Origin of the sequence: Streptomyces sp. NPDC017979 (assembly GCF_044328175.1) — a bacterium.
In the GTDB taxonomy this organism is placed as follows: domain Bacteria; phylum Actinomycetota; class Actinomycetes; order Streptomycetales; family Streptomycetaceae; genus Streptomyces.
In genome coordinates this window covers 230,255-256,513 of record NZ_JBIRGU010000010.1, presented here as the reverse complement: position 1 = coordinate 256,513, position 26,259 = coordinate 230,255, and the positions used below count along the sequence as shown (strand labels likewise).

Annotated in this window: 22 protein-coding genes and 1 pseudogene; 15 read left to right on the top strand and 8 right to left on the bottom strand. The window is 73.7% G+C overall.

Translation table 11 applies throughout. The annotated features are described in order from the left end of the window. The first annotated feature begins 115 nt into the window (after window positions 1-115). From ACH4E8_RS24975 to ACH4E8_RS24955, 5 genes are all read left to right on the top strand, one after another. Window positions 116-1,090: a cobalamin biosynthesis protein gene (locus ACH4E8_RS24975; RefSeq protein WP_398451743.1), complete on the top strand. Its 975-nt coding sequence runs from the start codon at window positions 116-118 to the stop codon at window positions 1,088-1,090. Next, on the top strand, window positions 1,087-2,658 hold the full coding sequence (locus tag ACH4E8_RS24970) for a cobyric acid synthase (protein ID WP_398451740.1): 1,572 nt from the start codon (window positions 1,087-1,089) through the stop codon (window positions 2,656-2,658). Before ACH4E8_RS24975 ends, ACH4E8_RS24970 begins: the two co-directional genes overlap by 4 nt. A gap of 223 nt (window positions 2,659-2,881) precedes the next feature. Next, a complete protein-coding gene (locus tag ACH4E8_RS24965; RefSeq protein ID WP_398451737.1) occupies window positions 2,882-4,942 on the top strand; it encodes a putative cobaltochelatase in 2,061 nt (686 codons plus the stop codon). Window positions 4,943-4,946: 4 nt separating this feature from the next. After that, entirely contained in the window at window positions 4,947-5,546 is a 600-nt protein-coding gene (gene cobO / locus ACH4E8_RS24960) for a cob(I)yrinic acid a,c-diamide adenosyltransferase (RefSeq protein ID WP_398451735.1), read from the top strand. Continuing rightward, window positions 5,540-7,141, top strand: a complete 1,602-nt coding sequence (locus ACH4E8_RS24955; RefSeq protein WP_398451732.1) for a cobyrinate a,c-diamide synthase — start codon at window positions 5,540-5,542, stop codon at window positions 7,139-7,141. Before cobO ends, ACH4E8_RS24955 begins: the two co-directional genes overlap by 7 nt. Before the next feature lie 113 nt (window positions 7,142-7,254). Here ACH4E8_RS24955 and ACH4E8_RS24950 read toward each other — a convergent pair whose 3' ends face one another. Beyond that, window positions 7,255-7,992, bottom strand: a complete 738-nt coding sequence (locus ACH4E8_RS24950) for a ZIP family metal transporter (protein ID WP_398451730.1) — start codon at window positions 7,990-7,992, stop codon at window positions 7,255-7,257. A 106-nt stretch (window positions 7,993-8,098) separates the two neighbouring features. Between ACH4E8_RS24950 and ACH4E8_RS24945 the strand changes: the two are divergent. The 5 genes and pseudogenes from ACH4E8_RS24945 to ACH4E8_RS24925 all read left to right on the top strand — a co-directional run. Next, window positions 8,099-8,827: pseudogene (locus ACH4E8_RS24945) on the top strand (cobalamin biosynthesis protein); the annotation flags it as partial. Between the two features lie 439 nt (window positions 8,828-9,266). After that, on the top strand, window positions 9,267-9,413 hold the full coding sequence (locus ACH4E8_RS24940) for a hypothetical protein (RefSeq protein ID WP_398451727.1): 147 nt from the start codon (window positions 9,267-9,269) through the stop codon (window positions 9,411-9,413). 336 nt (window positions 9,414-9,749) lie between these two features. Beyond that, window positions 9,750-10,814, top strand: a complete 1,065-nt coding sequence (gene cobC / locus ACH4E8_RS24935) for an Rv2231c family pyridoxal phosphate-dependent protein CobC (RefSeq protein ID WP_398451917.1) — start codon at window positions 9,750-9,752, stop codon at window positions 10,812-10,814. A gap of 199 nt (window positions 10,815-11,013) precedes the next feature. Then, complete coding sequence (locus tag ACH4E8_RS24930) at window positions 11,014-11,514, top strand: hypothetical protein (protein ID WP_398451724.1); 501 nt, start codon at window positions 11,014-11,016, stop codon at window positions 11,512-11,514. Between the two features lie 189 nt (window positions 11,515-11,703). Then, the gene (locus ACH4E8_RS24925; RefSeq protein WP_398451721.1) at window positions 11,704-12,822 is read left to right on the top strand and encodes a hypothetical protein; all 1,119 of its coding nucleotides are present in this window, start codon (window positions 11,704-11,706) and stop codon (window positions 12,820-12,822) included. Between the two features lie 468 nt (window positions 12,823-13,290). On the opposite strand, the gene ACH4E8_RS24920 is transcribed toward ACH4E8_RS24925, so the two are convergent. Both ACH4E8_RS24920 and ACH4E8_RS24915 read right to left on the bottom strand, forming a co-directional pair. Then, window positions 13,291-14,061, bottom strand: coding sequence for a GNAT family N-acetyltransferase (locus tag ACH4E8_RS24920; RefSeq protein ID WP_398451719.1), 771 nt, complete (start codon window positions 14,059-14,061; stop codon window positions 13,291-13,293). Then, complete coding sequence (locus tag ACH4E8_RS24915) at window positions 14,058-14,939, bottom strand: class I SAM-dependent methyltransferase (RefSeq protein WP_398451716.1); 882 nt, start codon at window positions 14,937-14,939, stop codon at window positions 14,058-14,060. Before ACH4E8_RS24915 ends, ACH4E8_RS24920 begins: the two co-directional genes overlap by 4 nt. Window positions 14,940-15,146: 207 nt before the next feature. Here ACH4E8_RS24915 and ACH4E8_RS24910 point away from each other — a divergent pair, with 207 nt between their 5' ends. Continuing rightward, window positions 15,147-16,646 carry a N,N-dimethylformamidase beta subunit family domain-containing protein gene (locus tag ACH4E8_RS24910; RefSeq protein ID WP_398451713.1) on the top strand — a complete coding sequence of 500 codons (1,500 nt, stop codon included), beginning with the start codon at window positions 15,147-15,149 and terminating at the stop codon, window positions 16,644-16,646. Here the strand turns inward: ACH4E8_RS24910 and ACH4E8_RS24905 are convergent. Beyond that, complete coding sequence (locus tag ACH4E8_RS24905; RefSeq protein ID WP_398451711.1) at window positions 16,630-17,379, bottom strand: HAD family hydrolase; 750 nt, start codon at window positions 17,377-17,379, stop codon at window positions 16,630-16,632. The two genes, ACH4E8_RS24910 and ACH4E8_RS24905, sit on opposite strands and share 17 nt — an antisense overlap. A 4-nt stretch (window positions 17,380-17,383) precedes the next feature. After that, entirely contained in the window at window positions 17,384-18,547 is a 1,164-nt protein-coding gene (locus tag ACH4E8_RS24900; RefSeq protein WP_398451709.1) for a serine/threonine protein kinase, read from the bottom strand. Window positions 18,548-18,879: 332 nt separating this feature from the next. Between ACH4E8_RS24900 and ACH4E8_RS24895 the strand changes: the two genes are divergently transcribed. The 4 genes from ACH4E8_RS24895 to ACH4E8_RS24880 all read left to right on the top strand — a co-directional run bounded on the left by ACH4E8_RS24895 (window position 18,880) and on the right by ACH4E8_RS24880 (window position 23,603). Next, the gene (locus ACH4E8_RS24895) at window positions 18,880-20,184 is read left to right on the top strand and encodes an extracellular solute-binding protein (protein WP_398451706.1); all 1,305 of its coding nucleotides are present in this window, start codon (window positions 18,880-18,882) and stop codon (window positions 20,182-20,184) included. A gap of 334 nt (window positions 20,185-20,518) precedes the next feature. Beyond that, window positions 20,519-21,517 carry a carbohydrate ABC transporter permease gene (locus tag ACH4E8_RS24890; protein WP_398451704.1) on the top strand — a complete coding sequence of 333 codons (999 nt, stop codon included), beginning with the start codon at window positions 20,519-20,521 and terminating at the stop codon, window positions 21,515-21,517. Beyond that, window positions 21,514-22,359 (top strand): carbohydrate ABC transporter permease, encoded by an 846-nt coding sequence (locus tag ACH4E8_RS24885; RefSeq protein WP_398451701.1) that lies wholly within the window; start codon window positions 21,514-21,516, stop codon window positions 22,357-22,359. The genes ACH4E8_RS24890 and ACH4E8_RS24885 overlap by 4 nt, the downstream gene beginning before the upstream one ends. Window positions 22,360-22,505: 146 nt before the next feature. Continuing rightward, window positions 22,506-23,603: a radical SAM protein gene (locus ACH4E8_RS24880; protein ID WP_398451698.1), complete on the top strand. Its 1,098-nt coding sequence runs from the start codon at window positions 22,506-22,508 to the stop codon at window positions 23,601-23,603. Here ACH4E8_RS24880 and ACH4E8_RS24875 read toward each other — a convergent pair. The 3 genes from ACH4E8_RS24875 to ACH4E8_RS24865 all read right to left on the bottom strand — a co-directional run bounded on the left by ACH4E8_RS24875 (window position 23,596) and on the right by ACH4E8_RS24865 (window position 26,185). Next, a complete protein-coding gene (locus ACH4E8_RS24875) occupies window positions 23,596-24,588 on the bottom strand; it encodes a mevalonate kinase (RefSeq protein WP_398451696.1) in 993 nt (330 codons plus the stop codon). The two genes, ACH4E8_RS24880 and ACH4E8_RS24875, sit on opposite strands and share 8 nt — an antisense overlap. Beyond that, complete coding sequence (locus ACH4E8_RS24870; protein WP_398451694.1) at window positions 24,585-25,079, bottom strand: NUDIX domain-containing protein; 495 nt, start codon at window positions 25,077-25,079, stop codon at window positions 24,585-24,587. Before ACH4E8_RS24870 ends, ACH4E8_RS24875 begins: the two co-directional genes overlap by 4 nt. Window positions 25,080-25,165: 86 nt before the next feature. After that, window positions 25,166-26,185, bottom strand: coding sequence for an NAD-dependent epimerase/dehydratase family protein (locus ACH4E8_RS24865; protein ID WP_398451691.1), 1,020 nt, complete (start codon window positions 26,183-26,185; stop codon window positions 25,166-25,168). Window positions 26,186-26,259: the final 74 nt, after the last annotated feature.

The following is a 26,259-nucleotide window of genomic DNA, read 5'->3' as shown; positions in this document are numbered from 1 at the left end:
CGACATGCGCGGCTGCGGCTCCGTACCTGCTCTGCACGCACCGGGACGAGACCCGGGGCGCGCCCGCCCCGCGCCGCACCCGGCGCTCCCCTGCGGCCCGACGGCCGGCTGAGCCGTGCGGGCCGACCGGGTCTTCGCGTACGGCGCAGCCGCCGGCGTCCTCGGTGACCTGCTCTTCGGCGACCCCCGCCGCGGGCATCCCGTCGCCGCCTTCGGTCGGGCCGCGGGCGCCGTGGAGCGCACGCTGTGGCGCGACCATCGCGGGTGGGGCGCCCTGCACACCGCGGTGTGCGCCGGTGGCGCCGTCGCCGCGGGGGCGCTCGCCGCACGCGGCGCGCGCCGGCACCCCGCCGCTTCCCTCGCCCTGACCGCCGCCGCGACCTGGGCCGTCGTCGGGGGCACGTCGCTGGGGCGCGAGGCGCGCACCGTCGGGGACGCGCTGGCGGCCGGCGACCTCGCCGCCGCCCGGGCGCGACTGCCGCACCTGTGCGGCCGGGACCCGCACGCCCTGTCCGAGCAGCAGATCGCCCGCGCGGTGGTGGAGTCGGTCGCCGAGAACACCTCGGACGCCGTGGTGGGCGCCCTGGTGTGGGGCGCGGTCGCCGGGGTGCCCGGGCTGGTGGGCTTCCGCGCGGTGAACACCCTGGACGCGATGGTGGGGCACCGCTCGCCGCGGCACCGGCGGTTCGGCTGGGCCTCGGCGCGGCTGGACGACGTCGTCGGCTGGCCGGGGGCGCGGCTGACGGCCGCCCTCGCGGTGGTCGCCGGGGACGACCCGCGCGCGGCGGTACGGGCCTGGCGGGCCGATGCGCACCGTCATCCGAGCCCGAACGCGGGCCCCGTGGAGGCGTCGTTCGCGGGCGCGCTCGGCGTGCGGCTCGGCGGCACGCTGTCGTACGGCGGCCGGACGGAGCACCGGGCGGTGCTCAACGGCGCCGCCCGCCCGGTGGAGGTCGCCGACGTGGCGCGCGCGGTGCGGCTGTCGCGGCGCGTCGGGCTGCTGGCGCTGGGCACGAGCGTGGCCGCCCGGCTGCTGGTGCACAAGGCGTCGGGAAGGCAGGCACAGTTTCGAAGGGGGCGCGGAAGATGACCGGTCAGCGACGCGGCGGCGGACTGCTCGTCGCCGGTACGACGTCCGACGCGGGCAAGAGCGTGGTCACCGCGGGGATCTGCCGCTGGCTGGCGCGCCGGGGCGTGAAGGTGGCCCCCTTCAAGGGCCAGAACATGTCCCTCAACTCGTACGTGACGCGCGACGGCGCCGAGATCGGCCGGGCGCAGGCCATGCAGGCGCAGGCCGCCCGGGTGGAGCCGACCGCGCTGATGAACCCGGTGCTGCTCAAGCCGGGCAGCGACCGCACCAGCCAGGTGGTCCTGCTGGGCCGCCCGGTCGGCGAGATGAGCGCCCGGGGCTTCTTCGGCTCCGGCACCCCGGCCGGGGGCGGCGGGCGGGAGGCGCTGCTGTCCACGGTCGTGGAGTGCCTGGAGGAGTTGCGGAGCACGTATGACGCCGTGATCTGCGAGGGCGCCGGCAGCCCGGCCGAGATCAATCTGCGGCGCACGGACATCGTGAACATGGGCGTCGCGCGCGCCGCGGACCTTCCCGTGCTCGTCGTCGGGGACATCGACCGCGGCGGCGTCTTCGCGTCCTTCTTCGGCACCACGGCGCTGCTCGCCCCGGCGGACCAGCGTCTGGTCGCCGGGTACCTGGTCAACAAGTTCCGCGGTGACGTGAGCCTGCTGCGGCCCGGCCTCGACATGCTCGAAGGGATCACCGGGCGCCGCTCGTACGGCGTCCTGCCGTACGCCCACGGGCTCGGCATCGACGAGGAGGACGGGCTGCGGGTCTCGCTGCGCGGCGCGGTGCGCGAGTCGGTGGTGGCTCCCCCGGTCGGCGACGAGGTGCTGCGGGTGGCGGTGTGCGCCGTACCGCTGATGTCCAACTTCACGGACGTGGACGCGCTGGCCGCCGAGCCGGGCGTGGTGGTGCGGTTCGTGGACCGGCCGGAGGAGTTCGTGGACGCGGACCTGGTCGTCGTCCCCGGCACCCGCGGCACGGTCCGCGCGCTGGCGTGGCTGCGCGAACGCGGCCTGGCCGACGCTCTGTCGCGGCGGGCCGCGGAGGGCCGCCCGGTGCTCGGGATCTGCGGCGGCTTCCAACTGCTCGGCGAGCGCATCGAGGACGACGTCGAGTCGCGCGCCGGCGAGGTGCCCGGTCTCGGGCTGCTGCCCGTACGGGTGCGGTTCGCGGCGGACAAGACGCTGGCCCGCCCGACCGGTTCGGCGCTCGGGGAGCCCGTGGCGGGGTACGAGATCCACCACGGCGTCGCGGAGGTGCTGGGCGGCGAGGCGTTCTTGGACGGCTGCCGGGTGGGTGCGGTGTGGGGCACGCACTGGCACGGCTCGCTGGAGAGCGACGGCTTCCGCCGCGAATTCCTGCGGCGAGTGGCCGAGGCCGCGGGCCGCCGCTTCGTCCCGGCGCCGGACACGTCGTTCGCGGCGCTGCGGGAGGAGCAGTTGGACCGGCTCGGCGACCTGATCGAGGAGCACGCGGACACGGACGCGCTGTGGCGCCTGATCGAGGGGGGCGCCCCGCCGGACCTGCCGTTCGTCCCTCCGGGCCACCCGGACCACGCAGTCCACCCGGGAACGCCGTCATGAACGCCGGGCTGTTCTCGTGCCCCGGTCGCGCCCCAGCAGGCGTGCAACGTCGGCGCCTGCGGCCTGGTGATGGGCTGTTCGCGCAGCTCCGCCCCGTAGGTGTGGGGCGCCCGCGCCCGCAGAGCGCAGGGGGAGGAACTGCGCGACCAGCCGCAGACGGCCCGCAATCACGCGACTACCTCGACCACCACGCACCCCCACCCCGCGAGCCGGAGGCATCCGCATGAGTCGTACTCCCTACCCGTTCACCGCCCTCGTCGGGCAGGACGACCTCCGGCTCGCGCTGTTGCTGAACGCGGTGTCGCCGCGCGTGGGGGGCGTGCTCGTGCGCGGGGAGAAGGGGACCGCCAAGTCCACCGCCGTGCGCGCGCTCTCCGCCCTGCTGCCCGGCATCGCCGTCGTCGCCGGCTGCCGCTTCTCCTGCGAACCCGCCGCGCCCGACCCCGACTGCCCCGACGGTCCGCACGAGCCGGGCCCCGGTGCGGTGCGGGCCGCGCGGATGGTGGAGCTGCCCGTCGGCGCGTCCGAAGACCGGCTGGTGGGCGCGCTGGACATCGAGCGGGCGCTCGCGGAGGGCGTGAAGTCCTTCGAGCCCGGGCTCCTCGCGGACGCACACCGCGGCATCCTCTACGTCGACGAGGTGAACCTGCTCCACGACCACCTGGTGGACGTGCTGTTGGACGCCGCCGCGATGGGTGCCTCGTACGTGGAGCGGGAGGGCGTCTCCGTACGGCACGCGGCCCGGTTCCTGCTGGTGGGGACGATGAACCCGGAAGAGGGCGAGCTGCGTCCGCAGTTGCTGGACCGGTTCGGGCTCACCGTGGAGGTCGCGGCGTCCCGCGAGCCGGACCAGCGGGTCGAGGTGGTGCGGCGCCGGCTCGCGTACGACGACGACCCGGTGGCCTTCGCCGCCGAGTGGGCCGCCGAGGAGCAGGCGCTGCGGGACCGCGTGACGGCCGCGCGCGCACTGCTGCCGCGAGTGCGGCTCGGGGACGCGGCGCTGCGCCAGATCGCCGCGACGTGTGCCGCGTTCGAGGTGGACGGGATGCGCGCGGACATCGTGATGGCCCGTACGGCGACGGCGCTGGCCGCGTGGGCGGGGCGCGATGAGGTGCTCGCCGAGGACGTGCGGCAGGCGGCGCTGTTGGCGCTGCCGCACCGACGGCGGCGCAACCCCTTCGACGCGCCCGGCCTGGACGAGGACAAGTTGGACGAGACGTTGGAGCAGTCCGCGCCGGACGGCCCCGACGACGACCCGGACCCGGATCCCGAACCCGACCCGAACCCGGACGGCGACGGAGACGGCGGGGGCGGCGGGGGCGGTCGGCCGCCGCAGGACGGACCCGGGGCGCCGGAGGCTCCAGGCGCCCAGGACGCTCCGGACGTCCCGGCCCAGTCGCCGCCCTCCGACCAGTCGGAGCCCGTCGGCGCGCGCGCCGAGCAGCAGGCGGTCTCGGCCGGCGAGCCGTTCCGCACGAAGGCGCTGACCGTGCCCGGCACCGGCGACGGCGCGGCGGGCCGCAGGTCCCGCGCCCGCGCCGAGCACGGCCGCACCACGGGCTCGCGCCGCCCCCGGGGCGCGCTCGGCCGGCTGCACCTGGCGGCGACCGTACGGGCCGCGGCCCCGCACCAGCGCGCCCGCGGGCGCAACGGCGCCGGCCTGCTGGTGCGCCGCGACGACCTGCGGCAGGCGGTGCGCGAGGGCCGCGAGTCGAACCTCGTGCTGTTCGTCGTGGACGCGTCGGGTTCGATGGCGGCCCGGCGGCGGATGGGCGCGGTCAAGGGCGCCGTGCTGTCGCTGCTGCTGGACGCGTACCAGCGGCGCGACAAGGTCGGTCTGGTGACCTTCCGGGGGCGGGAGGCGGAGCTCGTGCTCCCGCCGACGTCCTCGGTGGACGCCGCCGCGGCCCGGCTCGACCAGGTGTCCACGGGCGGGCGCACCCCGCTCGCGGCGGGGCTGCTCACCGCGCACGACGTGCTGCGGGTGGAGCGGATGCGCGACCCCGCGCGCCGTCCGCTGCTGGTCGTGGTCACCGACGGCCGGGCGACCGGCGGGCCCGAGCCGGTGGCGCTGGCGTCCCGGGCGGCGCGGCTGCACGCCGCGCAGGGCACGGCGTCGGTGGTCGTGGACTGCGAGTCGGGCCCGGTGCGGCTGGGGCTCGCGGGCCGGCTCGCCGGGGAGTTGGGGGGCACTGCGGTCACGCTCGACGAGTTGCGGGCGGATTCGATCGCGGGCCTGGTGAAGGACGTACGTACCGCTGGTGACAGCAGAAGGGCCGCGTGAGCAGATGCCACAGGGACAACCGTCCGTCGTTCCCGACGACGGACTCACCACTCGCCAGCGCCGCAACCGGCCGCTGGTCCTCGTCCACACGGGCGTGGGCAAGGGCAAGTCGACGGCGGCCTTCGGGCTGGCGCTGCGCGCCTGGAACCAGGGGTGGCCGATCGGGGTGTTCCAGTTCGTCAAGTCGGCGAAGTGGAAGGTGGGCGAGGAGCGCGCGCTGACGGTCCTCGGGGCGTCCGGCGAGGGCGGCACCGTGGACTGGCACAAGATGGGCGAGGGCTGGTCGTGGGTCCAGCGGGACCGCCAGTTCAGCAACGAGGAGGCGGCCCGGGAGGGTTGGGAGCAGGTCAAGCGGGACCTGGCCGCGGAGCGCTACCGGCTGTACGTCCTCGACGAGTTCGCCTACCCGCTGCACTGGGGCTGGGTCGACGTCGCGGAGGTGGTCGAGGTGCTGCGGGACCGCCCCGGCACCCAGCACGTGGTCGTCACCGGCCGCAACGCCCCCGCGGAACTGTTGGAAGTGGCCGATCTGGTGACCGACATGAGCAAGGTCAAGCACCCGATGGACGCCGGTCAGAAGGGTCAGCGGGGCATCGAGTGGTAGCACGTCTGGTGATCGCGGCGCCCGCGTCGGGGAGCGGCAAGACGACCGTCGCGACGGGTCTGATGGCGGCCTTCGCCGCGACGGGGCTCGCCGTCTCCCCGCACAAGGTGGGGCCCGACTACATCGACCCGGGCTACCACTCGCTGGCCTGCGGTCGGCCGGGGCGGAACCTCGACGCGTACCTGTGCGGCCCCGAGCAGGTCGCCCCGCTGTTCGCGCACGGCGCGGCGGGGTGCGACCTGGCCGTGGTCGAGGGCGTGATGGGCCTGTACGACGGTGCTTCCGGGCTGGGCGAGTTGGCGTCCACGGCGCAGGTCGCGAAGTTGCTGCGGGCGCCGGTGGTGCTGGTGGTCGACGCGTCGTCGCAGTCCCGTTCCGTCGCCGCCCTGGTGCACGGCTTCGTGACCTGGGACCCCGAGGTCCGCATCGGGGGCGTGATCTTGAACAAGGTGGGTTCCGACCGCCACGAGGAGTTGTTGCGGGAGGCGTTGGAGGCGGTGGGCGTTCCCGTCTTCGGCGCGCTGCGGCGGGGCGCGGCGGTGTCGACGCCCTCCCGGCACCTGGGTCTGGTGCCGGTGGCGGAGCGCTCTGCGGATGCGGTGGCTTCGGTGACCGCGATGGCGGCGCTGGTGCGCCGCGACTGCGACCTCGCGGGCCTCCTTGCGCTGGCCCGCTCGGCCCCGGGCCTGCGGGCCACCGCGTGGTCCCCGTACCCGGAACCGCCCGACTTCAGCCGGCCCCGGGTCGCGACCGCCCCGCTGGGCTCGGCGCCTTGGGTGGGGGCGCCGCCCCCGCACCCCCGCGCCTCAAACGCCGGCGAGGCTGATTTCGCCCACCCCGGCTCCTCAATCGCTGGCAAGGCTGAACTTGCTCCCGCGGGCGAGGTCGATGAGTCGACGACGGCGGGAGCAAAATCAGCCCCTCCGGCGATTGAGGAGCCGGGGCGTGGGGGCAGCGCCCCCACCCAAGGCGCCGCGCCCGGCGAGGGCCCGCGGAAGGCCGTCATCGCCGTCGCCGGCGGCGCCGCGTTCACGTTCGGGTACGCGGAGCATCCAGAGCTGCTGCGGGCGTACGGCGCCGAGGTCGTCGCCTTCGACCCGTTGCGGGACGAGGCGCTCCCCGAGGGCACCTCGGGGATCGTCATCGGTGGCGGCTTCCCGGAGGTGTACGCGGCCGAGCTGTCCGCGAACGAGCCGCTGCGGCGTGCCGTCGCCGCGTTCGCCCGCCGCGGCGGGCCGGTCGTCGCGGAGTGCGCGGGGCTGCTCTACCTCACCCGGTCGTTGGACGGACAGCCGATGTGCGGGGTGCTGGACGCGGAGGCGCGGATGGCGGAGCGGCTCACCCTCGGGTACCGGGACGCCGTCGCGGTCAGCGACAGCGCGCTCGCCGCGGTCGGCACCCGGATGCGGGGGCACGAGTTCCACCGGACCGTGGTCGAGCCGGGCACCGGCCCCACCCCGGCGTGGGGGATGCACCGGCCGGTGCGGCGGACCGAGGGGTTCGTCCAGCAGGGCGTGCACGCGAGCTATCTGCACGTGCACTGGGCCGCCGAGCCCGGCGTGGCCCGGCGTCTGGTGGAGAGGTGCGCGCGTTGAGCGGTGGGCCGGCCGGGGTTCCCACGTCGCCGACCCCCTGTGAAGAATCGTTCCTGCGAAGCCTGCGACGTCGGCGGAGCCTGCGGGCGCCGCGTCGGGCCGCCCCGGCGCCGTCAGTGCCCGAGGCCGACCACCAGCCAGATGAACCCGACGCCGCCGACGGTGCACAGCAGGGTGGAGCGGGCGGGGTGGGTGTGGTGCGCCTCGGGCAGGATCTCCGCGGCGGCGAGGTAGAGCAGCGCGCCGCCGAAGAAGCCCAGGTAGCTGCCGAGCGCTTCGACGGGGATGGTGAACAGCAGCGTGGAAGCGGCCCCGACGACCGGTGCGCAGGCGTCGGCGAAGAGCATCGCGAGGGCGCGGGCGCGGGTGTTCCCGTACAGGCTGGTGATCGTGTACGTGTTGAAGCCGTCGGCGAAGTCGTGGGCGACGACGGCCAGCGCCACGGTCAGCCCCATCGCCTCGCCGACCTGGAACGCGGCGCCGATCGCGATGCCGTCCATCATGCTGTGGGTGACCATCGCCGCCGCCGCGGTCAGCCCGACCTGCGGGGTGCGCGGCGGCCCGCCGTGGGTCTCCTCCCCGCCGTGCGCCGCGCGCCGCGTCGCCAGCAGCCGCTCCACCAGGTGCGCCACGAGGAAGCCGGCGACGAACAGCAACAGCGCCTGCGGCACGCCGAAGACCGGCTGCCCCGCCGCGTGCAGCGCCTCCGGCAGCAGGTCGAGCCCGACGACGCCGAGCATCAGCCCGCCGGCCAGGCCCAGCACGAGGTGGCGGCGGTCGGTGACGCGCTGCGCCGTCCACCCGCCGAACAGCGTCATCAGGAACGCGCCGAGCGCGACGAACACCGCCATGCGCCCTTGCTAGCGGATTGACCCCCGTCGTATCACCGCCACACCCGCCCCATTCACCCGTTCGCCACGGAACGCGAGATCACGCACCGCCCGCCCGCCCCGAAGGGACCAGTTCATGGCTCGTGACGCCCGGCCGACCGACGTGCCCCCGCGCTCGCTGGTCGTGGGGGTCGGCGCGGTGCGCGGCGCCCCGCTGGACGAGGTGTACGGCCTGGTGTCGGACGTCCTGCGGGACGCCGGGCTCTCCCTGCTGGACGTGGTCGAACTCGCGACCGTGGACGCCAAGGCGAACGAGCCGGGCGTGGTGGGCGCGGCGCGCAGGTTGGGCGTACCGCTGGTGACGTACTCGGCCGACCTCCTCGCCGAGGTGTCCGCCCGGGTGCCGCATCCGTCCGAGGCCACCCGCGCTGCGGTCGGGACGCCGTCGGTGGCGGAGGCCGCGGCCCTCGCGGGCGGCGGCGAACTGCTCGTGCCGAAGCGGAAGTCGGCGCCCGCGGGCCGGCCGGCCGGGGTGACCTGTGCGGTGGTGCGACGGGCGCCGGGCGGGCGGATCCCCGTCGCCGGGGCGGAGCCGGCTGGCCGGGCGCCGACCGTCCCGCGGGAGGCGGGCGGGCGTCGGCTCCGGGACGCGGTGCGGGCGTGCGACACGGCCGCGCCACCCGCGGACACCGGCCACGGTGCCGTGCGGCCGGACGGATCCGGCCGACTGACGGCACTGGGCCGTGTGGATCGCGCCAGTGTGGACATGATGACCGTCGTGAGGGTCGGTAACACGGCCACCTGCGAGATCGCGGGCCGCGCGGCGACCCCGCGCGGCCACCGGTGGCAGTCATGACCACGGACACCCCTCCGGTCGTGACGCGGTGCTCTTCCAGCGCCCTCGCGCCAGCGCGGCGCGAGGGCGCGGCGCCGCGCGCGCGGAGCCGGGTCCGGAGCCGGGCCGGACGCCGGGAGCCGTCCGCCCGCCGGGGGCAGGTCCTTTGGTGCGGGCCGTCGCCCGCCGGGGGTCCGCCGTCGGAGCCGGGCCGGGGCTCGTTCCCGTACGCCTCACGCGGCGTCACTGCGGACCCGCGCACGCCCTTCCCCGGGGCTCGACCCGCCCCGAAGCGCCCGGATCCCCGGATGAAGTGCCAAGCCGGGTTCCGCATCGGGGGGTCGTCGTGGGAACGTCGTCTTCCGGCCTCGTGTCGTGTGCGCTCGTGCCGCGCCCACCGCGTGCGCCGCCCCAACTGCTCCTCCCCCCACCCTCATCACCCTCACCACGGAGCCGCCCCATGACGCCTGCCGTCCGTCCCATCGACCGGGAGCCGTTCCGCCGGCACAGAGCGCGGCCCGACGCCACGGGGCTGCCGTCGTCGGCGCGGGCCGCGGCCGGGCACGGGAGCCTGCCGGACCACCCCCACACCAAGGAGAACGCGTGACGACCCCGCCCGCACTGCTGATAGCCGACCACGGCGCCCACGAGGACGTGGGGGCCGGCTCGTTCCGGGTCCGCGCGGCGACTTCGGGGCCGCGCCGCTCCGGCCCGCCCGTGGCCACGGGGCTCGCGGCCCCCGCCCCGCCGCCTCCGCCCGGCGCGCTGCCGGCGCAGCACGGGGCGAGACGTTTCACCACGGCGCGCGCCACCCGGGCAACTGAGCCGCGACATGACCACGCACGCCTCACCGCACGTGCCGTCGGGCGCGGGCCCGGGCGGCTGCACGGGGGACATCGCCATGGCGGGGGACACGCCCAGGGCAACGGCCACCTCGGTGACCATGCGCACGCCCACTGACCCGTTCGACCTGCGCCACCACGGTGACGCGGAGATGTTGGACGCCGTCGCGGGCCTGACCGACCTCGCGGTGAACGTGCGTACCGACACTCCCCCGCCGTGGCTGCGCGAGCGGATCGCGGATTCGCTCACGGACCTCGCCGCCTATCCCGACGGGCGGGCCGCGCGGGCCGCCGTCGCGGAACGGCACGGACTCCCCGAGGACCGGGTGCTGTTGACGGCCGGTGCGGCGGAGGCGTTCGTCCTGCTCGCCCGGGCGGCCCTCGGCGTGCGCCGCCCGCTGGTCGTGCACCCCCAGTTCACGGAGCCCGAGGCGGCGCTGCGGGACGCCGGCCACGAGGTGGCGCGGCTGCTGCTGCGCGAGGAGGACGGCTTCCGGCTCGATCCGGCGGCCGTGCCCGAAGACGCGGACCTGGTGGTCGTGGGCAACCCCACGAACCCGACGTCCGTGCTCCATCCGGCCTCCTCGATCACCGCGCTGGCCCGGCCGGGGCGGTTGGTGGTGGTGGACGAGGCGTTCATGGACGCCGTGCCGGACGAGGCGGAGACGCTGGCCGACCGCACCGACGTACCGGGGCTGGTGGTGCTGCGGAGCCTGACGAAGACCTGGGGCCTGGCGGGGCTGCGGGTCGGCTATCTGCTGGCCGAACCGGAGGTCGTACGGGCGTTGGAGGCGGCGCAGCCGCTGTGGCCGGTGTCCACGCCGGCGCTGGCGGCGACCCGGGCGTGCATGGATCCCGCCGCGTTGAAGGAGGCGGAGCAGGCGGCCCGGCGCTGTGCGGTGGAGCGCGCCCATCTGCTGGCGGGGCTGGCGGAGTTCGACGAGGTGCGGGTGGTGTCCACGGCCGAGGCGTCGTTCGTGCTGCTGCACGTCCGGCGGGGCGACCAGGTGCGCGCGCGGCTGCGGGCCCTCGGGTTCGCGACCCGGCGCGGGGACACGTTCCCCGGGCTGGGGACCGACTGGATACGCGTCGCCGTGCGCGACCGGGCCACGACGAACCGCTTCCTGCTGGCGCTGGACCAGGCGCTGACGGTGGTCGGCTGTTGAGCACCGTCGCCGGCTGAAAGGCGCCGGCCGCAGGACGTCGCCGCCCGGCACCGGCATCCGCCCGGTGCCGGGCGGCGGCGCGTTCCGTGCGGGACGGATGAGCTGACGTCGAGTCAGCGGGACCGTCGATGGGTATACGACGTTCGCCCGGCGGAGCCGCCGCCGTGGCGTGCGCCATGCTCGCCGGAGAGGTCCCGGAGTGAACCCCACCCGCCCCACACACCCGCCGTGTCCGGACAACCCGAACGACCCGGACAAGCACAACGCCCCGGACGGTCTGACGTCTTCGGGCGACGCGATCGGCCCGAAGGGCACCGTCAGTCCGCCGGGCACGAGCGGTCTGAACGGCCCGTACGGAACCGGCGCTCGGAGCGACGCGCACCCCCACGGCGCGCGCCGGCCGCGGCGGCAGCACCACGTCCTCATCGTCTCCGCCCTGCTGTTCCTGGGCCTGGAGGTGTCCGCCGTCCACCTCCTGTTACCCGTGCGGACCACGGTCCGCTGGACGGTGTCGGCCGGTCTGCTCCTGGCCACCGGCTGCTGGATGTGGGCCGCCGTCGGCGCGTGGTCGCGCACCGCGGCCGAGGACGACCGACGGCGCAAGGAGATCCTCGAAGGGCGCGAGCGCGGCGCGGCGCGGTGCGACGGCGGCCGGGGCGGGCGGTCCCGCGGCTACGGGCGGCCTTCCGGGATGCCCTGACGCCGGGTCACCCGGCACGCACCCGCCTGACGCCCGACTCGACGGGCACGGCACCGTGTTCGAATCGGTCGGCGAGCGGTCGTTTCCAGCCGTCGTGTCCTCCGTGCGGCGTACCCGCCCGGGCAGTGGTCATGATCGGCTCGGAAGGTCCGGAAGATCACCGCGGTCATGACCTCAGGAGTGCGCCAGATGCCCAGAGCACGTGTCAGCTCGGCCGTGATGACCCATCCCGTGCGACGGGTCCAGGCGGAGGAGTTGTGCGCCCGACTGGGGCTCGGCGGTCTGGCGCTCGACCCGGACCCCGAGGGTCCGCCGTCCGCGCTGCGCACGGCTCTGGTGGCGTGGGGACGGGTGGCCGACGGCGCGACGCACCACCTGATGATCCAGGACGACGTGGCCGCGCCCGCGGACCTGCTCGACCTGGTGGCGCACTGCGCGGACCGCTTCCCCGACGACGCCCTCGCGTTCTACACCAACTGGCACGCCCGCAACGGCGCCGCCGCCCGGCTCGCGGCCCTCGCGGGCGCCGGCTGGGTGCGGGCGGTCCCCGAGGAGTTCACCCCGACGCTCGCCATCAGCCTCCCCGTAGCGCTGGTCGAGGAGTTCCGCGACTTCGCCAGGAAGGTCGACGAGCGCCACGACGACGAGGCGATGGCCACCTTCCTCAGCGCCCCGGGCCGGCGCAGCGCCCTGCTCGCGGTGCCGACGGTCACCGAGCACACCGGGACGAGCAGCATCAACGGCCACGCGGCGCAGGGCGTACGACGGGCCGTCTGCCCGGCCGACCCGGCCGACGCCCGCCCCGCGCTGGTGGACGGCTGGGTGCTGGAGGACGTGGGCTGGCTGCCGTACATGCGGTACGGCGAGGGCTTCATCCGGCTGCCGGGGCAGGAGGCGACGGACGCGGCGCGCCTCCACTTCACCTGGCGCGAGGCCCTGCCGCGCACCGGCGCCCGCCTCACCGAGGAGGACGTCTGGGAGGTGGTGCGGACCGCGCGCCCGGCGGAGGAGGCGCGCGCGGTCCGCGAGGCGTTCGGGGCGTCCTTCGCGGACGAGTTGTGGATCCACTGCCTGTTGCTGGGGCTGCGGGCCGAGGAGACCGCCCGGCGCCACGCGCCGGGCGGCGCACCGCAGGAACGGCCGTCCCTGGCGGCCCACCGGCTGCGGACGGCCGCGCTGTCCACGGTCGGCCTCGCGGGCCTCTCCCCGGAACACCGTCCCGCGGCGGGCCGCCACCACACCGACCTGTTGACCGCGTACGCGACGGACGCGGTCAGCCGCGGCGTCTCCCTGAGGACCGGCCCGTAGGGCGTGCTCCTTCGTGCGTCTCGACGGAGCCGGCGTTGCCCTGCGGGAGCGTTGGTCTCCACCGGCCGGTGGTGGGCTGGTCGCGCAGTTCCGCCCCCTGTTCCCTGCGGGGCACGGGGCCACCCCCAACCTCGGCCCCAGAAGGCTTCGGGACCCCCAGCGCCCCTGACGTACCCGCCGCTTCCCTGCGGAGCATTGGTCTCCACCGGCCGGTGGTGGGCTGGTCGCGCAGTTCCGCGCGCCCCTGTTGCGCTGCCCCAGCGCCACCCGTTTCGGTGACCTTGTCGACCACCTGCGGGGCAGGGGGTTTAGGGGCGCTGGGGGTCCCCCCAGGCCCTCTGGGGCCGAGGGGGCGGAATGCGCGACCAGCCCACCACCGGGTCGCAGACGCAACTGGTGCAGTTCGCCCCACGGCGGGGCCGCAGCGCGCCGGAAGGGCCACTCGGGCACGCCCGAGGAAGCAGGGGCCTAGGCCGGATCCGACGGCAGGGGCCGGCGGACGTCGAAGGTGATCCACACGCCGGGCTCCCAGTACACCGCCTTGTCCCGCGCCCGGTCCACGCGGAGGGTGGAGAGGCCCTCGGGGAAGACGTAGTCGCCGTCCCCGGGGAAGGCCATGTCGGTCCAGCTCTCCCACTCCCCGACGGTGCCGGTGATGCGGGACGAGCGCTCGACCGCGGCGGTGACCCGGCCGCCGAGTCGGACCTGCGCCCGGATCCAGGGGTCGAAGGGCTCGCCGTCCTCGCGCTTCCAGCGGGCGTACCGCTCGATGGGCGCGAGGGGGTAGCGGTGCTTCCAGATGGGGCGCACGGGGACGATGAGGTGGGCGAACCCGCGGTCGCGGGTCATCTCTACGAGGTGGGTGAGCAGCGCCCGGGAGATGCCGCCGCCCTGGTGGGCGGGGGGCACTTCGACGCCGAGTGCGCACAGCGCGGTGGGCTTCTTGCCGGCGTCCCGGGCGATGAAGGCCGCGCTGATCGAGTCGTCCAGCCCGGAGCCGAGGTCCTCGGGCGTGCCGTCCCAGACCCGGGGCAGGGAGCGACCCGCGCCCAGGATCTCGTCGCGCTCCTCGTCGTACAGCAGGAACTGGTGGTCGCGGAATTCGTCGAAGAGGCGGTTCCAGTGCGTTTCGTTGATGTCGCCGTGGAGGTTGTACTCGGGGACGACTCCGGCGAAGACCTCGGGGATCCGGTCCCACAGTTCGGGACGCTCGGAATGGTAGACGAATCTACGGCTCACGCCTCGGCCCCTTCCACGAATCCCTTGTCTTCGACAGGTTTAACGGCTTCCCAAACGATGACGATGGGAATGTCCCGCCAGGCCGCCCTGGCCGCTTCCGCTATGAACTCCTCATAACCGCCGGATGCGAGTCGGCCGTTGAACACCGGCTCGACGCAGGCGCGTACGGTCAGGCCCGCTTCGCTGAAGGCACGGAAGTAATCACTGGCCTGGTGGGCGTAGTTCCGTACGAATGCCAGGGCCTCGTCGCCGGCGACGAAATGGCACTGGCCCTGGAGCGTGACGACGAAGGGGTGCAGGTCCGAGACGATGACCCGGCCGCCGGGGCGGGTGACCCGGGCCAGCTCGGCGATCGCGGGTCCCGGGTCCGGCAGGTGGGTCAGGGCCAGGGTGCTCAGGGCGAGGTCGACGCTGGCGTCCGGGAGCGGCAGCTCCTCCAGCCGGCCCTCGCGGAACTCGGCGTCGGGTGCCTTGCGGCGGGCGTGCGCCAGCATGTCGGGCGACTGGTCGACCCCGATGGTGCGGTGTCCGCGGGAGGTCAGGGCGACGGTCTGCCGGCCGGTGCCGCAGGCGGCGTCCAGCGCGGTGCCGACCGGGACGGCGTCCAGCATGCCGTGCACCACCGGCTCCTCGACCTCGATGAAGGAGTTGGGGAGGGAGTCGTAGACGCTCGACCAGATCGCGTAGCCGGCGCCGGCGTCCAGTTCGTTCACCGCCGCCCCGGTGCCGGGCAGCCCTTCGCCCTCGCCTTCCGCGAATTTCCTGATCTCGGCGACGCGCCGCTCGACGAAACCGTCGTCCGCATCGACGGCGCTACGCAGCAGCGCCAACCCCTCGATGCCCAGGACGAGTTCCCTGGCCCGGAATGTGGAGCCCATTTTTGACATCCTCTCGGCAGGATGGCCCATCAACGTCTGCGCGCTACCCAGCGGATTCACCCCGCACCCTTCCCGTGATCCACATGGCCGGAATGCATTGGGGAAAGTCTGGTAATCCCCAGGTCAGTTGTTGTGTCCACCTACCTTCTCTTAGCATCGGGCGCCGCGCCCTGGCGGAAAACCGGGGGCGCGGAAGGGGAGGGGCAAATGATCGAGGGCTATGTGGCCCGGGAGAGCGTGACGGCCGGCGAACGGCTCGCGCTCCACGTGTCGACCGACGCGCGCGAGTTCCGCGTCCGCTTCTACCGACTGGGCGAGCACCTTCAGTTCATGGCGGAGTCCGGGGCCTTCCCCGGGGTGCTGAAGGAGCCGCCGCCGCATCCGGACGGGGTGGCGGGCTCGGCGTCGCCCGCGGTCGACTGGGAGTTCCCCCAGTACCACTTCGAGACGCCCGAGGAGTGGCCCCCGGGGATCTACCTGGCGCACCTGGTGCCGGGCGACGCCGCGCGGGCCGACGCCGTGCCGCGGCTCGGGGACGGTGACGTCGAGGGCTTCGAGCGGGAGTTCTTCGTGGTGCGCCCGCGGCGGCCGGGGGCGCACGGCCGCATCCTGTACAAGAAGTCCACGTTCACCCGGCACGCGTACAACCGCTCGGACTCCGCGGATGCCCAACGCGCCGCGAGCCTGTACGACAACCCGGTGTACGGCGATGGCACCGACGGCGGGCGGCGGGGCCACAAGCTGAGCATGCGGCGCCCGGGCGGCGTGATCGACCTGGCGTACTGGGACGCCCCGTTCGTCGCCTGGCTGGAGCGGTGCGGATACGCCGTCGAGTACTGCACCGACCTCGATCTGCACCAGGACCCGGAGTTGCTGGCGCCGTACGACCTGCTGCTGAGCGTGGGCCACGACGAGTACTGGAGCGCGGCGATGCGCGAGCACACCGCCGCGCACCTCGCCGCGGGCGGCAACGTGGCGTTCCTCAGCGCCAACACCTGCTGGTGGCGGGTGCACCTCACGGACGGCGACACGGCGTTCGTGTCGGACACCGACCACCACGTGGCCGGTGTCTTCCCGCACCTGCCGGCCACCGACCTGTGGTGGGCGGCGCCGCCGGAGGGGGTCGGCGAGCCGGAGGACGCGCTCACCGGGGTCAGCTTCCGCAACGGCGGGATGTGGCCGAGCACCGAGTGGCCCGGCGACCGGCCGCGCGACGGGTACCGGGTGCAGCACGCCGACCACTGGGTCTACGCGGGCACCGGGCTGCGCGACGGTTCGGACGGCGGCCCGGTGGACGCGCTGGGCGCCGGCACGCCGCTGATCGGGTACGAGTGCGACGGCGCGGCCTTCGCGTACGACGGGAACGGCGTGGCGCGGGCGACCGGTGCCGACGGCGCCCCCGGGTCGTTCCTGATCCTCGGGATCCACGTCCTCTCCCCCGTCCACGACGACTTCCACCACCCGAAGTGGGGCCACTGGAACTGCGTCGAGCGGGAGCCGGGGGCGACCGGGCCCCGCGCCGCGACCATGGGCGTGCACACGGTCCCGGGCGGGGGCACGGTCTTCACCGCCGGCACCACGGACTGGCCGGTGGTCTGCGGCCGGGAGGAGGACGCCGGGGTGGTGCGGGTGACCCGCAACGTCCTCGACCGGCTCTCCCGGCGCGCCGACCGCCCCTCGGGCCCGGGTCCTACAGCAGGTCCGTGAGGGCGGACAGGTCGGTGATCCGCGCGGCCCCGTCCGGCAGGGGCGGGGCCGCGCCCCGCACCGCCGGGTCGGGCCGGTGCAGGTGCACCGCCCGCATCCCCCGGGCCAGCGGCCCGAGCACGTCCGGTGCCCACATGTCCCCGACGAACAACGCCCGCTCGGGCGCGACCGCGCAGGCGTCGAGGACCGTGTCGTACATCAGCGGGTGCGGCTTGCGCGCTCCCGTCCGGGCGGAGGTCACCACGACGTCCACCAGGTCGGCCAGGCCGGTGCGTTCGACCGCCCGGTCCAGGTCCCAGTACCAGTTGGAGCAGAGCGCCACCGTCAGCCCGCGCGCCCGCAGGGCGGTCAGGGCGGCCCGGACGTCGTCGAACGCCTCCAGGGCCAGGCTCTTGGTCGCCCGGTCCAGCTCTGCGGCGAGGTCCGCCGCCTGGTCCTCGGGGACGCCGCAGTCGAGCGCCCGACGGCGCAGCCGGTCCCGCTCCCAGGCGACGTAGGACTCCTCCGTCGCGGAGTGGGCGCGGTGCTCCTCGCCGTCCCCGGGGCCGACCGCCCACTGGTCGCCCCAGCGCGCGGCCGGGCCGGCGAGCCCACGGGCCAGGAAGACGGACTCGTGGGTCGGCGGCAGCGGCGGCACCATACGGACGAGCGTGCCGTAGAAGTCGAAGACGACGGCTTCGACGGCGCCCGGCCGCCCGGTCCGCGCCGGTCGCCCGGTCCGTACGGTGCCCATGGCGTCAGTACCGTCCGTGGCGGCGGGGGAAGTAGTCCTGGCAGTCCCCCTCGCGTTCGATGTCGACGGTCGCGCAGTGCAGTCCGCCGCCGAAGGGGCCGACCGCGCGGAACGGCACCGGCACGATCTCGAAGCCGTACCCCGCCAACTGCTCCGAGAGGCGCACCTCGTTCTCCTCGATGCACAGGGTGTTCTCGTCGATGTTGAGCATGTTGCCGGCGAGCCAGGGGCTGCAGAAGGAGAGCTTGGGCGGGTGGTCCCAGCTCGCGGGCTGCACCGCCTCGACGATCTCCCAGTCGTTGAGCTTGAAGAAGTCCATCAGCTCGGGGTCGGCCAGCCGCTCGCCGCAGTGCAGCACCAGGCCGGGGCGCAGCGGCACCCAGGTGGCGTCGATGTGCAGGGGGTGGCTGTTGGTGGAGGTCACCGAGTGCACCCGGTGGTCGGGGAAGTGCCGCTTGAGCCAGTCGAAGCCGCTGCGGTTGGTGACGAAGGAGAGCTGGACGAAGAGGTCCTTGCCGAACCGGGCGATGTCGGCGGCGTCGAAGAGCGGCTCCTCCTCGGTCAGGACCAGGTCGTAGTCGCGGACCTTGGCGAGCTGCACGTCCGTGGGGAGCTCGTTGTAGGTGTCCCAGAAGTCCACGTGGTAGCTGGCGTCGGTCAGCCGCGGCTTGGGGGCGGCCTCCCAGCGCATCCGGGGGTCGGCCTTGAAGAGGTCCTGGAGCAGGGGCCGGTAGGCGAGGTACTCGAACCAGCGGCTGCGGTACGACATGGTCGCTTCGAGGACCTCGTTGCCGACGGTCAGCAGCAGGTCGCGCGGCGGCATGCAGCCGGACATGGTCTCGTGGGTCCAGTCCGGCGTGGACACCTGCTGGTTGAAGTCGAGGGGGGTCGGCCGGTCGACCCGGATGCCGCGCCGGCGCAGCATCTCGGCGAAGGAGTCGAGTTGTTCGTTGGCCTCGGCCGTCATGTCCTCGGGCATCGGCCCGTAGGTGCCGAGGGGGAAACCGTCCTCGGGGAAGTCCCGCCGGACCGCGGGTTCGGGAGCCTGCACCACCGCGGCGTCGGCCCTGCCGACGACGACGTGGCGCAGCGGGTCCCAGCCGTTCCACGAGTTGACGCGTACGGGACGCTCGCTGGATTCGTCCGTCGTCGTGCCGTGCTCAGTCACCGAGCTACACCCTTCGATAGGTGACGCGTGAGAGATCGCGTGGATCGGGAAGATCGCAACAGATCACGAGAAAAATGAGCCAGGGCACGTGGCACCGTCAAGGAGTACCCGAGGCGCATCCTCATCATTCACGCCAATTCGAACGGCCCGCAAGGTCGTTGTATCGCACCATGACCCACAGCCGTGTCCTTAGACCCAAAGGCCACGGCCGTGCAGGAACATTTCATAAACCCGTGCGACGGCCTGGCCAAAAAGCGCTCCCCGGGTAGTTTGCGGCGCTGCGCTGGGTAGATAGCAGCCCGGTTCGGCCAGCACTCGAAAGGTGGACAGTCATGCGAAGGCCATGGTCACGCACTGCCGCTTGGGCTGCCGGTGCGGTTTCACTCGTACTACTCGCGTCCGGATGTGATTCCTCCGGTTCGTCGGGCTCCCAGGGCGCCGGGGGTGAATCCGGCGATCTGACGGTCTGGCTGACCATCGACGCCCGGGAGAGCTGGCCGGACCTGATCACGGCGACCAACAAGCGCTTCGCCGAGCAATATCCGGACGTGACGGTGAAGGTGCAGTACCAGCAGTGGACCAGCAAGAATCAGAAGATCGACGCCGCATTGGCCGGCCGCGACGTACCAGACGTGGTGGAGATGGGCAATAGCGAGACGACGAATTACATCATCAATGGCGCGTTCACCACGGTTGACGAAGCGGACTTCGACCATTCCGGTGACTGGTTACCGGCGCTGGCCGATGCGTGTCGTCTGGACGGCAAGACCTACTGCGTGCCGTACTACGCCGGTGCCCGCGTGGGGATCTACCGCACCGATCTGTTGAAGCAGGTGGGGGTCACGAAACCGCCCGCCAGCTATGCAGAAATGATCCAGGTGCTGGACAAGTTGAAGGCCAAGTTCGGAGCTTCGAACAAGAAGTTTTCAGCCTTCTACATGCCGGGGCGCTACTGGAACGCGGCGATGGCGTACGTGAAGGACGCCGGTGGCGAGATGGCGGTGCAGGAGGACGGTCGCTGGCGCGGCGCGCTCTCCTCCCCCGAGTCGATCAAGGGCCTGACGGCCTGGAAGAAGCTGATCGACGACTACTACACGGGCGACCGCTCCAAGGACAACAGCGACGAGCCCGGCGTGGTCGGCCAGGGCAACGTCGGGATGTTCTACGGGAACACCTGGGAGGCGAACGCCGCGGCCGACCCGCGCGCCGGCGGCAACCCGGCGATGCGCGGAAAGTTCGCCACGTTCCCCTTCCCCGGCCCGTCCGGCGGGCTGATGCCGCCGTTCCTCGGGGGTTCGATGCTGGCCATTCCGGCCAAGTCGAAGAAGGCCCAGCTCGCGAAGGACTGGATCCGGCTCTTCACGGACCGGCAGTCCCAACGCCAGTTGATCAAGGCCGAGACGCTGCCGAACAACACGGTGCAACTGCGCGAGGTGCCCGCCGACGGCATCAACGGCGCCGCCGCGGTGGCGGCCACCCGCGGCTGGGTCACCCCGCTCGCCCCCGGCTGGGTGGCGGTCGAGAAGTCCAACGTGGTGCCGGCGATGCTGCAGTCCATCGCGACCGGCAAGAAGTCGATCGAGGACGCGACGCGCGACGCCGACCGGGAGATAGACGCGGTCATCAACGACAACTGACGGCGGCGGGGGCGGCGCCGTCGCCGGCCCCCGCCCGACACGTGTCACGCACCCCCGGGCCCCCGGCGCTCCCGCGCCGGGGCGCCCGTAGCACCTGAACACCGGTCCCGCCCGACGCCGTGCGGACCGGCCGGCCCCTTCGACCGCGCGCCCCGTACGTCGTGCGCGCCCGCCGACCAGGCGCGCGCGAACCGACCGCGCGCCCCCGACGTTCGCGTCCCGTCCGCGTCCCGTCCGCTCGACCGCATCCCGTCCGCGTCCCGTTCGACCGCGCCCGACGACGTGCGCCCGGGGCGTCGCGCGGCCCACCCCCCACACACCCGAGAGGCCCGCCATGGCGACCGCAGGTCCGCCACATCCCACGAGCGCGCCCCCGCCCCCGTCCGCCCCGCCCGTCGGCAAGGACGGCACGCGGCGGAACCGCGGCCGCACCCCGGCCCGCCGGGGCCGCGCCGCGGTCCCGTACGCCCTGATCGCCCCCACGGTCCTCGCGCTCGTCGCCGTCCTCGGCTACCCCCTCGTCGAGTTGGTGCTGCTGTCGTTCCAGGACATGACCCGACGCGAGCTGTTCGCCGGGACCGAGCCGCCCTGGGTCGGTTTCGAGCAGTACCGGACGATCCTCAGCGACGGCTTCTTCTGGCGGGTCGTCGCCCGCACCGCGGTCTTCACCGTCGTGTGCACCGCGGTCACCATGACCGTCGCGATGCTCGTCGCGCTGCTGATGCGCCGGGTCTCCCCCTGGGTGCGGATCGCCACGGGCACGGTCCTGGTCATGGTCTGGGCCATGCCGGTGATGGTGGCCGCCGCCGTCTTCCGCTGGCTGGTCGACCCCGACTTCGGGGTCGCCAACTGGCTGCTCAGCCTGGTCCCCGGCGTCTCCCTGGACGGGCACAACTGGTTCGAGGAGCCCTGGCAGGGCTTCGCCGTGATCGCCGCGGTCGTCGTCTGGGGCTCGCTGCCCTTCGCCGTCATCACCCTCCAGGCCGCGCTCACCCAGGTGCCGCCGGAGTTGGAGGAGGCCGCCCGGGTCGACGGCGCCGAGGGGCCGCGGCTCTTCAGGCACGTCACCTTCCCGGTGATCAGGCCGGCGTACGTGATGGTGACCTCGCTGACCGCGATCTGGAACTTCGGCGTCTTCAACCAGATCTGGCTGATGCGCTCGGGGACGCCGGAGAAGGAGTACTACCTCCTCGGCGTCCACTCGTTCATCGAGTCCTTCGCCGTGAACCGCTACAGCGCGGGCGCCGCCATCGCGGTGGTCACCGTGCTCCTGCTGCTCGTCGGAGCGGTGGTCTACGTGCGCCAGCTGATCAGGATGGGAGAGGCCGAGTGAGCCGCGTTCGTCGGGCCCCGGGGCGGGGCCGCAGGCTGCGGGCCGACGTGCTCGGGCTGCTGTTCTGCGCCGTGATGGCCTTCCCGGTCTACTGGATGCTGCTCACCGCGCTGCGGCCGCCGGCCGACGTCCGCGCCACCCCGCCGAAGCTCTGGCCCACCGGGCTGACGCTGGACCACTTCCGCCGGGCCATGGAGTCGGAGACGTTCTGGTCCAGCGTGCGCGCCAGCGCCCTGGTCGGCGTGGGCACGGTGGTGGTCTCCCTGGTGATCGGGGTGCTGGCGGCGTACGCCGTGGCCCGCTTCGCCTTCCTCGGCCGCCGGGTCTTCGTCCTCGCCATCCTCTCGGTGCAGATGATCCCGCTGGCCGGGCTGATCATCCCGATCTACCTGCTGCTGAGCGAAGCGGGGCTCACCGACAGCCTGGTCGGGGTGGTGCTCACCTACTTGGTCTTCATGCTGCCGTTCACGGTGTGGCTGCTGCGCGGCTTCATCGTCTCCATCCCCGCGGAGTTGGAGGAGGCGGCCATGGTGGACGGCTGCACCCGGGCGGGCGCCTTCCGCCGGGTGCTGCTGCCGCTGCTCGCCCCCGGGCTCGTCGCCACCTCCCTCTACTCCCTGGTGCAGGCGTGGAACGAGTACGTCCTCGCCTACGTGCTGCTGTCCAGCAACGAGAAGCAGACCGTGTCCATCTGGCTGGTCACCTTCCAGACCAGCTTCGGAACGGACTACGGCGCGATGATGGCGGGCGCCACCCTCACCGCCCTCCCCGTCGTGGTGTTCTTCCTGTTCGTCCAGCGGCGGGTGGCCGCGGGGCTCGCCGCGGGAGCCGTCAAGGGATGACCGCACGGGGGCCGCCTCCGCCCACCCACCCGACGCGCGACCCCGGAGGGGGTACGCCCCGGCGCGCATCGCCGGCCCCCGACGGACCAACACCGGACCCGGGCGCTTCGCCCGCGGTCCGCACGACACCCAGCAGGAGATCACCTGTGACGTTCGACCGTCTTGACCTGGTGTCCAAGCTCTACCAGCCGTCCGGCTGGCCCCGCGTCCTGGAGGTGGCCGCGGGAGAACGCTCCACCGGACCGCTCGTGGTGGACCTCGACCCCACCACGTTCTGCGATCTGGCCTGCCCCGAGTGCATCAGCGGCAAGCTGCTGAACCAGGGGCGCTTCACCCCCGAGAGGCTCGCCGAACTGGCCCACGAACTCATCGACATGTCCGTCCGCGGCGTGGTCCTCATCGGCGGCGGCGAGCCGCTGGCCCACCGCGGCACCCGGAAGGTGCTCCAGATCCTCGGCGAGGCGGGCATCGCCATCGGTGTGGTCACCAACGGGACCATGATCCGGCAGAACCTGGACGAGTTGGCGCAGTACGCCTCCTGGGTGCGGGTGTCCATGGACGCCGGCACCAGCGAGACGTACGGCATCTTCCGGCCGGACCGCAAGAACCGCAGCGTCTTCGACAAGGTGGTCGCCAACATGCGGCTGCTGGCGGAGGCCAAGAAGGGCGCCCTCGGCTACTCGTTCCTGGTCATGACCAGGCGGCAGCCGGACGGGACCGTGGTGAGCAACCACCACGAGGTCCTCACGGCCGCCAGGTTGGCCCGGGACATCGGCTGCGACTACTTCGAGACCAAGGCGATGTTCGACGACGAGCACCACGTCATCCAGGTGCCCGAGGACATCCTCGGCTCCGTCGACGAGCAGTTGCGCGAGGCGCGGGAGTTGACGGACGACTCGTTCGAGATCGTGAACTCCTCCACGCTGACCTCGCTGCGCAACCGGGTCGGCCCGGTGCAGCCCAAGGACTACCAGCGCTGCCCGGTGGCCGAACTGCGCACCCTGGTCACGCCGTCCGGGGTGTACGTCTGCTCCTACCACCGCGGCAATCCGCTGGCCAAGATAGGTGACGCGGTGACCGAACCGCTCCCGGACATCTGGGCCGCCTCCGACCGCGGGATCGTCGACCCCAGCCGCGACTGCCGCTTCCACTGCGCACGCCATCGCTCCAACCTCGAACTGCACCAGATCGGGGCCGGAGCGACGGCGTCAGAGCCGTCCGTGGACTACGACCCCTTTATCTAGGGGCGTCGACCGCCGGGGCGGGTGCGCCCGCCCCGGCGGCGAGTCCGGCCGAGGCCCGGGTGGGGATCACCCGGGCCTCGGGCCGTACGGCGGCCAGGGCTTCGCGCAGCGCGGTGACCTCGTCGTCGAGCGCCGCGGTCGGGCAGATCCCGACCAGCGCGCCCCCGCCGCCGGCGCCGCTGAGCTTCAGCCGCAGCCCGGTGGCGGCGCGGGCCGCCGTGCGCAACTCCTCCAACAGCGGGGTGGACATGCCCTGGTGGTCCCGCATGGTGGTGTGGGCCCGGTCCATCGCCGCGCCGAGCGCGTCCAGGTCACGGGCGCCGATCGCCCACCAGGCGTCGGCCGACGCCTGGTCCGCCTCCTTCAGATAGGTGGCGAGCGCGGTGTCCTCGCGGGCGAGTTGGGCCCGGACGACCCGGATGTGGTCGCTGGTGTCCTTGCGGGACGCGGAGTCCACCACGACCACGGCCCACTCGGCGGGGAAGGCGGTCCGCTCCAGGACCGCGGGCAGCCCGGTGGGCCGGCCGTCCAGGAGCAGGGCGTCCCCCTCGATGACCGCGAGGTGGTCCATGCCGCCGCCGTTGAAGTGGGCGAACTCGAACTCGTACGCCCACTGGGCGAGGGTGCCGGGCGACGGCGGTGGCGTCCCGGCCGGGTCGGCGGCGGCGGTGTGGTCGGTGTAGGCCCGGAACAGCGCGACGATCAGCGCCGTCGACGAGGACAGTCCGCTGGCTGCCGGGGCACTGCTGTGCACCTCGACCGCGGGCGGGCGCGGGGCGAGCCCGGGCGTCCGCGCGCGTAGGAAGTCCCACACCTGGTCGGCCCAGTCCCCGCGGGGCGCCGGTGCCGCACCGGGGACGCAGGTCACGGTGGTCGGCAGGTCCAGCGCCAGGCTGACGCTGCGGCCCCCGAGCCAGTCCAGGTCCTCACCGGACAGGCACGCCCGGCAGGGCACGCTGACGCGTATGTGCTCCTGGTCGTTCATCGGGCCTGGAACCTTCCGGTGGCGGTGAATTCGCGGAACATCTCCAACACCACGGCCGTGGACGGCAGCAGCGGCTGCGGCGCCCGGTCGAAGGGGTGGAAGCCGGCCTGGCGCACCTCGTCGAGGCCCGGCGAGAGCTCGCCGGACCAGGTGCGGGCCGCGAAGCAGAGGGCGAAGCAGTGGGTGACGTCGCCGTTGGGGTAGGTGAGGGTGTGGACCTCGGGGTCGGAGAGGGACGCGAAGGGCACCAGGTCCTCGCGGCGGACCACCAGCCCGGTCTCCTCCTTCACCTCCCGCACGGCGGCGTCGGCGAAGTCGCCGCCCTCCTCGCACGCGCCGGCCGGGATCTCCCAGAGCCCGTTGTCGGCGCGCTGCTGGAAGAGCGCCCGGCCCTCTTCGTCCACCAGCAGGACCTGTGCGCCCGGCACCAGGAGCCGTCGGTGGCCCACGTGCTGCCGCAGTGACCAGATGTAGGAGCCGATGTATCCCACGTGTGGGGTTCTCCTTCCACGCCCCGGCCGGGGTCCGGCCGTCGGTTCACGCCCCGGCCGGGGTCCGGCCGTCGGTGTGCCCAGTCTCACGCCTGCTCCGTGAGCCAGTCGGGAACGGCGGACGGCGTGGCGTTCAGCCAGCGCACGTAGCGCTCGACGCCCTCGCGCACGGTGATCTCCGGGGTCCAGCGCAGCAGTTCGCGCAGCCGGTCGGTGGCCGCGTAGCCGCCGAGCGGGTCGTCCGCGGGGCGCGGGGTGGTGACGAAGCGCGAGCCGGGGAAGTGCGGGGCGATCAGCTCACCGACCTCGCGCACGGACGTCGGTATGCCGGTGCCGACGTTCACGGTCTCGCCGACGACGCCGTCCTCGACGAGCGCGAGCGCGGTGGCCGCGGCGATGTCGTCGACGTGGACGAGGTCGCGGACCTGGACGCCGCCGCCGTTGAGGTGCATCGGCAGGCCGACCCGGGCGTGCATGGCGAGCCAGGCCACCATCCAGGAGTGGCTGCCGGGCTTGGGGACCTGGGGGTCCCCGTAGACGGAGAAGTACCGCAGGATGGCGTAGTCGGTGCCGGTGCCGGCGAGCAGCAGCCGGGTCTGGTGCTCGGCCCACAGCTTGGAGTTGGCGTACACCGACAGCGGGTGCGGTGCCTGCTCCTCGCTGAAGCGCTGGATCCCCTCGGTCGGGGACGCGCCGTTTCCGTACACGGCCGCCGACGAGACGAAGACCATCCGGCGCACGCCGGCCGTGGCCGCCTCCTCCAGGACGACCTCGGTGCCCTCGACGTTGGCCGCGAAGGCGATGTCGGGGCGCCGGGTGCAGGCGGCGACGTCGGCGAAGGCGGCTGCGTGCACCAGGTACTCCGCCCCGGTCAGCACCCGGCGCACCGCTTCCCGGTCCCGGACGTCCCCGACCACCAGCTCCGTGCCCGAGTTGTGCGCGCCGAACATCTCGTGCGTCGACTCGGGGTAGGCGTCCAACCGGTCCAGTACGGTGACCTCCGCGTCGACGCCGCGCAGCAGTCCGGTGAGCCTGCTGCCCACGAGTCCGGCGCCGCCGGTGACCACGACCCGGGACCCCGCGAGCTTCTCCAGCCGGGCGGTCACGGAATTCCCCGTAGCCGTTTCCCCGCCCGTTCCAGCCGTCACACCCATGCCAACTCCTCCGTCGCCGATGCTGA